This window comes from Amycolatopsis sp. NPDC058340, from assembly GCF_042723975.1.
Lineage (GTDB): Bacteria > Actinomycetota > Actinomycetes > Mycobacteriales > Pseudonocardiaceae > Amycolatopsis.
Window position 1 is genome coordinate 20,479 of the sequence record NZ_JBHXIB010000079.1, and the last position, 7,444, is coordinate 27,922.

At 70.4% G+C, this 7,444-nt stretch carries 6 protein-coding genes and 1 pseudogene; 3 read left to right on the plus strand and 4 right to left on the minus strand.

Annotation, left to right across the window (positions count from 1 at the left end; translation table 11 throughout):
• Window positions 1-87: 87 nt before the first annotated feature.
• From ACFWIW_RS40375 to ACFWIW_RS40390, 4 genes and pseudogenes are all read right to left on the minus strand, one after another.
• Window positions 88-540 (minus strand): annotated as a pseudogene (locus tag ACFWIW_RS40375) (DUF2127 domain-containing protein); the annotation flags it as partial.
• Between the two features lie 43 nt (window positions 541-583).
• Window positions 584-988 carry a hypothetical protein gene (locus ACFWIW_RS40380; RefSeq protein WP_378373321.1) on the minus strand — a complete coding sequence of 135 codons (405 nt, stop codon included), beginning with the start codon at window positions 986-988 and terminating at the stop codon, window positions 584-586.
• A gap of 39 nt (window positions 989-1,027) precedes the next feature.
• Complete coding sequence (locus ACFWIW_RS40385; RefSeq protein WP_378373322.1) at window positions 1,028-2,485, minus strand: amidohydrolase; 1,458 nt, start codon at window positions 2,483-2,485, stop codon at window positions 1,028-1,030.
• A 35-nt stretch (window positions 2,486-2,520) separates the two neighbouring features.
• Window positions 2,521-2,973 (minus strand): MarR family winged helix-turn-helix transcriptional regulator, encoded by a 453-nt coding sequence (locus ACFWIW_RS40390; protein ID WP_378373323.1) that lies wholly within the window; start codon window positions 2,971-2,973, stop codon window positions 2,521-2,523.
• A gap of 143 nt (window positions 2,974-3,116) precedes the next feature.
• Between ACFWIW_RS40390 and ACFWIW_RS40395 the strand changes: the two genes are divergently transcribed.
• The 3 genes from ACFWIW_RS40395 to ACFWIW_RS40405 all read left to right on the plus strand — a co-directional run bounded on the left by ACFWIW_RS40395 (window position 3,117) and on the right by ACFWIW_RS40405 (window position 7,216).
• On the plus strand, window positions 3,117-4,298 hold the full coding sequence (locus ACFWIW_RS40395; RefSeq protein WP_378373324.1) for an MFS transporter: 1,182 nt from the start codon (window positions 3,117-3,119) through the stop codon (window positions 4,296-4,298).
• Window positions 4,299-4,327: 29 nt separating this feature from the next.
• Window positions 4,328-5,161: an aldo/keto reductase gene (locus ACFWIW_RS40400; protein WP_378373325.1), complete on the plus strand. Its 834-nt coding sequence runs from the start codon at window positions 4,328-4,330 to the stop codon at window positions 5,159-5,161.
• Window positions 5,162-5,374: 213 nt separating this feature from the next.
• Window positions 5,375-7,216, plus strand: coding sequence for a M48 family metalloprotease (locus ACFWIW_RS40405; RefSeq protein ID WP_378373326.1), 1,842 nt, complete (start codon window positions 5,375-5,377; stop codon window positions 7,214-7,216).
• The last annotated feature ends 228 nt before the right edge of the window (window positions 7,217-7,444 follow it).

Below are 7,444 nucleotides of genomic sequence, written 5' to 3' on the forward strand. Positions count from 1 at the left end.
CCGCTGATTGTGTTGTTTCGCCCCGGCCGGTTGGCCCCCTTGTAAATGTGTCCCGTCGCGGCGGTACCGGGGGGGTCGGGCGCCGACGCGATCCCTCTTCAGCTGACGGTATTCACGCAGCACCAGCACGACGATCACGACGTCGAGGGCGGCGAAGAAGGGCAGCGCGAGCGAGTGTGTGTGGATCGCGCGGAAGACCTCGTAGACCACGAACGCCGAGAGCACCACGGCGGCCACGGGGTAGGCCCGCATCACCTTCTTCGCGAGCGCCCAGACCAGGCCGAGTTTGATGAGGCCGTGCGCGACGAGGTACACGACGGCGAACGTCCGGCCTTCGGCGAAGTGGCCGGCGGCGAGTTCGAGGTGCCGGGCCAGCGTCCCCTCGGGGTCGCCGAGCAGGTCACGGGTGACCACGGCGTGCGCGAAACCGGAGATGACCGTCGCCGGGACGATCATCAGGACGAGGCCGCCCACCAGCTGCAACGCCCCGTCGAACCCCTTCAGGGCGATGGCGATCCGGAACAGCTTCTCGGTGCTCATGTCACCTCACCCTGCCGCACCGGGCCGCCGTGCGCAGCCGCCGTCACCGGAACAGGCGGTCCTGGCAGGTCCGGCACCGTTCGTGCCGGGCGGTCCGGCCGGCGGGGTCCCTGCCGTAGAACGGAAAGCACGGCGCCCCGCAGAGCGCGAGGTAGATCCGCCCGCACCGCAGCGGCCGCTCACCGACGTTGTGCGCCACGACCAGCACCCGGTGGCGCTCGCCCGCTTCGGGCAGCCAGCCGTCGTCCGGCAGCTTCGCGAGCACGTCCGCGTCGAGATCGTCCGAACGGGCGAGCAGCGCCGTGCCGAGGTCGGTCAGCCGTTCCCCGAGATCACGGAGGACGTCGGCGCGCGGCGCGTCGTCTTCGACCATCCGGGTGACGACGGTGATGTCGGTGCCCAGGGAGCCGTGGAGATCCCGGAGCCGGTCGAGAAGGCGGTGATCCATGCCCTTCCATTAACGCGTTGCGCCCGGGAAAGGGAAGGTTCACGACGCGTAGGTGACCTGGCCGTTCATGACGGTGGCGGTGACGGGGATGTCGCGCAGTCCGGCCGGGGACAGCCGCGCCGGATCCACCGCGGTGACGACCAGATCCGCCACGTCGCCCACGGCCACTCCGGTCCGGCCGCCGGACGCCGCCGCGAGCGCGGCCTCCAGCGGCATGGCCTGCTCGGGGTGCCACGCCGGGCGGTCGTCGTCGGTGCGGCTGACGGCCGACGCGATCGCGTCCCACGGGTCCAGCGGCGCGACCGGCGCGTCCGAGCCGAACTCCAGGCGCACCCCGGAGCGGTGCAACGCGCCGTACGGGAACGCCCGGTCGGTCCAGCCGTGCCAGTGCCGGTCGGCGACGTCGCGGTCGTCCGGCTGATGGGCGGGCTGGACGCTGGCCACGACACCCAGTTCGGCGAAGCGGGCGACGTCCTCGGCACGCAGCAGTTGCGCGTGCTCGATGCGTCCCGTGCAGCCGACGTTCGCGAAGGCGTCGAGCGCGATCTTGTTGGCGTGATCGCCGATCGCGTGCACCGCGGGCGAAAGACCGTGTCCGGAAGCCTTGCGCATCAACGGTTCCAGCTCGTCGGGCGGCAGTTCGAGCAGCCCGTGGGACTCGGTTCCGGCGTAGTGGCCCACGCAGTACGCGGTGCGCGTGTTCAGCGAACCGTCGACGAACAGCTTGAACGGGCCCACCGTGAGCAGGCCGCCGCTGCCCTCCAGCACGTCGCCGGAGCGGTGGCCGCGTTCGATGGCCGTGTCGAGCAGGTACTTCGCGATCACGCAGGAAACCCGGACGGGCAGGGGTTTCCGCGCGAGCCGTCGCCGCCAGTCGGTGACGGTGTCCGCGTATTCGTAGTCGACGATCTTGGTGACGCCGCGGGCGGCCGCCGCGTCGAGGGCGTCGGCGACCCAGCCGTCGATGACGTCGTCGGGGGCGACGGGGAGTTCGGCCGTCGCGCTCATGCAGTCGTTCTCCAGCAGCACCCCGGTCGGATGCTCGCGGCCGATGAGTTTCAGCGCGGCCGGGCTGAGCCACAGCGTGTGGAGATCGGCGCTGAACAGCGCGACCGGATGCCCGGGCAGCGCCTTCTGCAGCAGATCCTTGTGCGGGGCGTCGGGCCAGAGGCCGTCACGGAACCCGGCACCGAGTACGAGTTCGCCGGGCGGCGCGGGATGCGCCAGCAGATGGGCGAGCACGAGCTCGACCGTGTGGGCGGCGGAGGTCGCCTCCCCCAGCGGGATCCGGCGGCGCGCGGCCGACCACTGCGCGGTGTGCACATGCGCGTCGACCAGACCGGGCAGCAGGGTGCCGCCGTGCCCGTCCAGGATCTCCGACGCCTCACCCGCCTGTCCCGGGCCCGCGATGGCCGCGATCCGGCCGTCCTCGATCCGCACGTCCGACAGGGAACCCGCCAGGCCGACCCGGACCCGGCGCAACAGAAGATCGTCCACGCCCTCACCTTGCCAGCCCGCCCGCGTTTAGTCCTCTAATTGCGGGCGAAGGTGAGCTTTCCCAGCGCGGCCACCAAAGGCGCGAGTTCGGGGAGTTCTTCGGCGGCGGCGAGTGCCTCGGTGAGGACGGCGTCGTGCGTCGGCCGCGCGGCGGCGAGCAGCTCCTGCCCCGACGGCGTGACCTCCGTGTAGATCCCCCGCCGGTCGTCCGGGCACAGGTACCGCTGCAGCAGCCCCCGGTCCTCCAGCCGCGACACCAGCCGGGTCGTCGCCGACTGGCTGAGCACGACGGCGTTCGACAGCTGGTTCATCCGCAGGTGGAAACCGTCCTGCCGGGCGAGCACGTCCAGCACGGTGTACTCGCTCACGGACAGCGAGTGCTGCTGCGCCAGCGCACGCTCCAGCGCGTCCTCGATCCGCGCGTGCAGTGCGGCGAGGGTCCGCCAGCCCTGCGCGCGTGCCTCCACGGCGTCGTCGGCCAGTGACACGGTTCACCTCTTCCCCGGTTGCCCGAGCTTCGTTGCGTCATGCATCATCAAGCGTGTGCAATATACGGCGCGTGCAACTATTTCAGACGCCCGTAGTTGCCAACGCCAGCCAACACCACTCTACGGGAAGAAGTGAGCCTCCAATGCCTGCCGCTCTGCTCGCACTGGCGATCAGTGCCTTCGGTATCGGCACCACCGAGTTCGTGATCATGGGGCTGCTGCCCGAGGTCGCGGGCGACTTCGGCGTCTCGATCCCCTCCGCCGGGCTGCTGATCTCCGGATACGCGCTCGGCGTCGTGGTCGGTGCCCCGCTGCTGACCGCGCTCGCGTCGCGGGTGCCGCGCAAGACGGTCCTGGTCGGCCTGATGGTCCTGTTCATCGCGGGCAACGTCGTGTCCGCGCTGGCCCCGACCTACGGCCTGCTGATGACCGGCCGCGTGGTCGCCGCGCTGTCCCACGGCGCGTTCTTCGGCGTCGGCGCGGTCGTCGCCGCCTCGCTGGTCGCGCCGACCAAACAGGCGGGCGCCATCGCGATGATGTTCACCGGCCTGACCGTCGCCAACGTCCTCGGCGTGCCCGCCGGGACCGCGCTCGGCCAGGCGCTGGGCTGGCGATCGACGTTCTGGGCGGTCAGCGCGCTCGGCGTGCTCGGCCTGATCGGGATCCTCGCGCTGGTCCCCGTGCAGGCGACGACGCAGAGCGCCGGGCTGCGCAGTGAACTGGCCGTGTTCCGGCGTCCGCAGGTGTGGCTCGCGCTGGCGATGACCGCGCTGGGCTTCGCCGGGGTGTTCGCGTCCTTCACCTACATCGCCCCGATGATGACCGAGGTCGCCGGCTTCTCCCCCGGCGCGGTGACCTGGCTGCTGGTGCTGTTCGGCGGTGGCCTGTTCGTCGGGAACCTGCTCGGTGGCAAGGCGGCCGACCGGTCGCTGATGCCCAGCCTGTACGTCATCCTCACCGTGCTCGCGGCCGTACTGGTCGTGTTCGTCTTCACCGCGCACGCCCAGCTCCCCGCCGCGATCACCATCGCGATCTTCGGCGCGGCCGGTTTCGCGACCGTCGCGCCGCTGCAGGCCCGCGTCATGAACAAGGCCGAAGGCGCGCCCGCGCTGGCTTCGGCGGCCAACATCGCCGCGTTCAACCTCGGCAACGCCGGAGGCGCGTGGCTCGGCGGCAAGGCCATCGACGCCGGGCTCGGCTACACCGCGCCCAACTGGATCGGCGCCGCGCTCGCCCTCGCCGGACTGCTGGTCGCGGTCATCTCGGGCATGCTCGACCACGGGCGGCGAAAGGCTCGTCGCGCCGAACTGGCCCCCGCCGCCTGAACCGGAAAACACCCATGAAAGGAACGCAAGTGACCGACATTCCCACCGTCAAGCTCAACAACGGGGTGGAGATGCCGCAGCTCGGGTTCGGCGTCTTCCAGGTGCCGGACGAGGAGACCACCGCCGCGGTCAAGGCCGCGCTGGACGCGGGCTACCGCAGCATCGACACCGCCGCCATCTACGGCAACGAGGCGGGCGTCGGCAAGGCACTCGCCGAGTCCGGGATCGCCCGCGACGAGCTGTTCATCACCACCAAGCTGTGGAACAGCGAACAGGGCTACGACGCCACGCTGAAGGCGTTCGACGCCAGCCTGGCCAAGCTGGGCCTGGAGCAGCTGGACCTGTACCTCATCCACTGGCCGACGCCTGAGCGCGATCTCTACCGCGACACGTGGAAGGCCTTCGAGAAGCTCTACGCCGACGGCCGGGTGCGCGCGATCGGCGTCTCCAACTTCCAGCCCGCGCACCTCGAACGGCTGGCCGACGCCGGCTCCGTGACCCCGGCGGTCAACCAGGTCGAGGTGCACCCGTACCTGCAGCAGGCCGCGGTGCGCGAATACGACGCGAAACACGGCATCGCGACCGAGGCATGGAGCCCGCTGGCCAAGGGCGGCGACCTGCTCGGCGAGGACGCGGTCAAGGCGCTGGCCTCGAAGCACGGCCGCACGCCGGCGCAGATCGTGCTTCGGTGGCATCTGCAGCTGGGCAACGTCGTGATCCCGAAGTCCGTGACCCCGTCGCGGATCAAGGAGAACCTCGACGTCTTCGGGTTCACGCTGTCGGAGGAGGACATCGCCTCGCTGTCCGTGCTGGACCGGGGCGAGCGGACCGGGCCGGATCCCGACACCTTCAACGTCGCCTGAGCACTAACCCTCGTGAGTGGCAAGGACGGTTAGAACCGTCCTTGCCACTCACGAGGCTCCGGGCTTTCCCAGGTAGCGGGCGTAGCGCTTTGTTTCGGCCCGAGCCCGCTGCGTAGCCGGTTACTATTCGGCCGCACAGCAGGCACTTGTGCGAAAAGAGGTAACCGGACGATGCAGGCCCGAGGACGCGCCGTCCTCGCGACACTTCTGCTCGTGGCGTTCCCAGTGGTGGTCGTCGCGGTGGGTGTCGCCAGTGTGCTGGCGGGCCTGCGGATCCAGGGCAAGATCGGCACCTACGTCATGCTCGGCGGGCTCGCGATCATGGTCGCGCTCGGCTTCGGGCTGATGAGCGCGTTGCGGGCGCGGCGTCCCCCGATCGAGGGGCCGCGGCTGGACCGCGAAGCCCATCCCGCGTTGTGGGAGATGATCGACGACCTCGCCGCCCAGGTGAAGACGCGGCCGCCGGACGAGATCGTGCTGATCGGCGAGATCAACGCGGCGGTCAGCGAGGACGCCCGGTTCCTCGGGCTGCGGCCGGGCCGCCGCACGATGCTGATCGGGCTGCCGCTGCTGGCGGCGATGAGCGTGAGCGAGCTCCGGTCGGTACTCGCGCACGAACTCGGCCACTACAGCGGCGGCCACACCCGCCTGCTCGCGCTGACCTACCGCGGCACCCAGACGCTCGCCTTCACCGTCGACCGGCTGGACGGCGGCCCCGCCAGGGCCTTGCTCTCCGCCTACTCGAAGCTGTACCTGCTGGTCGCGCGGTCGGCGAACCGTCGGCAGGAACTGCAGGCCGACGAGGCGTCCGTACTCGCCGCGGGGAGCCGCACGGCGGCCGCGGCACTGCGGAAGGCCGCGACGCTGAGCCCGCTGTGGAAGGACTACGCCGAGCGCTACCTCTCGCTCGGCGCGGCGGCGCGGCGCACTCCCCCGGTGTTGCTGGGGTTCCGCTCGTACCTCAACCACCCCGTCCAGCGGGATTGGGTGGCCGAGTACGCCGAAGACATCATCGACGGCGAAGAGCTGTCGAAATACGACAGCCACCCGCCCACGAAGCGGCGTATCGCGGCGCTGGCCGGAGTCCCGGACAACCCGGTGAAGCCGGACGCGCGACCGGGCTGGTCGCTGCTGGGCGCGCCGAAGATCGACGTGCCGGAGGCTGAGCTGGACGTGCTGATCCGTGACGTCGGGCCGCGCGCGGACTGGGACGAGGTCGTCAAACGCGCGGGCCGCGCGTCGGTGGCGGAGGGCGCGAGGCTGCTGACCGCGGCCGGGATCGAGAGCAGGCTGGCGCCGCGCGGCACGATCGGCGAGGTCGTGCGGGTCCTGCGTGACGGCGACGCCGACGCGCTCGCGAAACCCCTGCGGGCCCCGTCCCGCGAGGAGGGCCTGGACCTGCTGACCGAGTTGTTCGCCGACACCGTCACCGCCGCGATGATCGACAACGGTGTCGCCGCGCACCGGCTGAACTGGGGCGGCGGCTGGGAACTGTGCCTCGGGGACGGCGAACCGTTCGACGTCACCGAGCTGGTCGGCGCGGCGGTCCGCAGCCCGCGCGCGGTCGACGAACTGGTCCACAACCTGCAACTGCTGAGCGTGCCCGCCGCCTACTTCTGCAAACAGGAGCCCCAGCCGGAGCCGGATCCCGCCGAAGCCCGCATGCTCGGCATGTTCACCGCGCTCAAGGCCAAACGGAAGCTCTACGACCTGATCGTCTGCGACACCGAAGTGGTGCTGCTGCCGATGGCGCGTTCGGTACTGATCCGCCGCGGCCTCGCCGGGCTGATCGGGGGGCGTGGGGTGTCGGACCGCAAGCGGATCCGGAAGCTGCGTGAGCGCGGCCTCGACGATCTGCGCGCCGAACCGGGCGCCCGGCGGATCCCGTTCTCGGACATCGTCGCGGGCGGTTTCCCGCGCCGGAAACTCACCACGTACCTGACGCTGGAACTGTCCGACGGCGAGACGCTGGAACTGGCGATCACCGGCAACACCGAGGATTTCGGCACCGCCCACGACGAACTGACAGCGTTCTTCGACTCGCTGAGGGCCTGACAGTCCTCAAAACTCGCGGCCCGGTCCCGACGTCGCGAAAGCCACTTTCGCGACGTCTGATGTCCCGAAAGTGGCTTTCGCGACATGCCCTGAGCGGCGAGTGAGGTTCCCAATGTCGCATTTGAGGCGCTGAGTGTCCCTGATGCGACATTGGGAACCCGCAGCACCAGCGACAGGCGTTGCGAAAGCCACTTTCGCAACGTTGAAGGTTGCGAAAGTGGCTTTCGC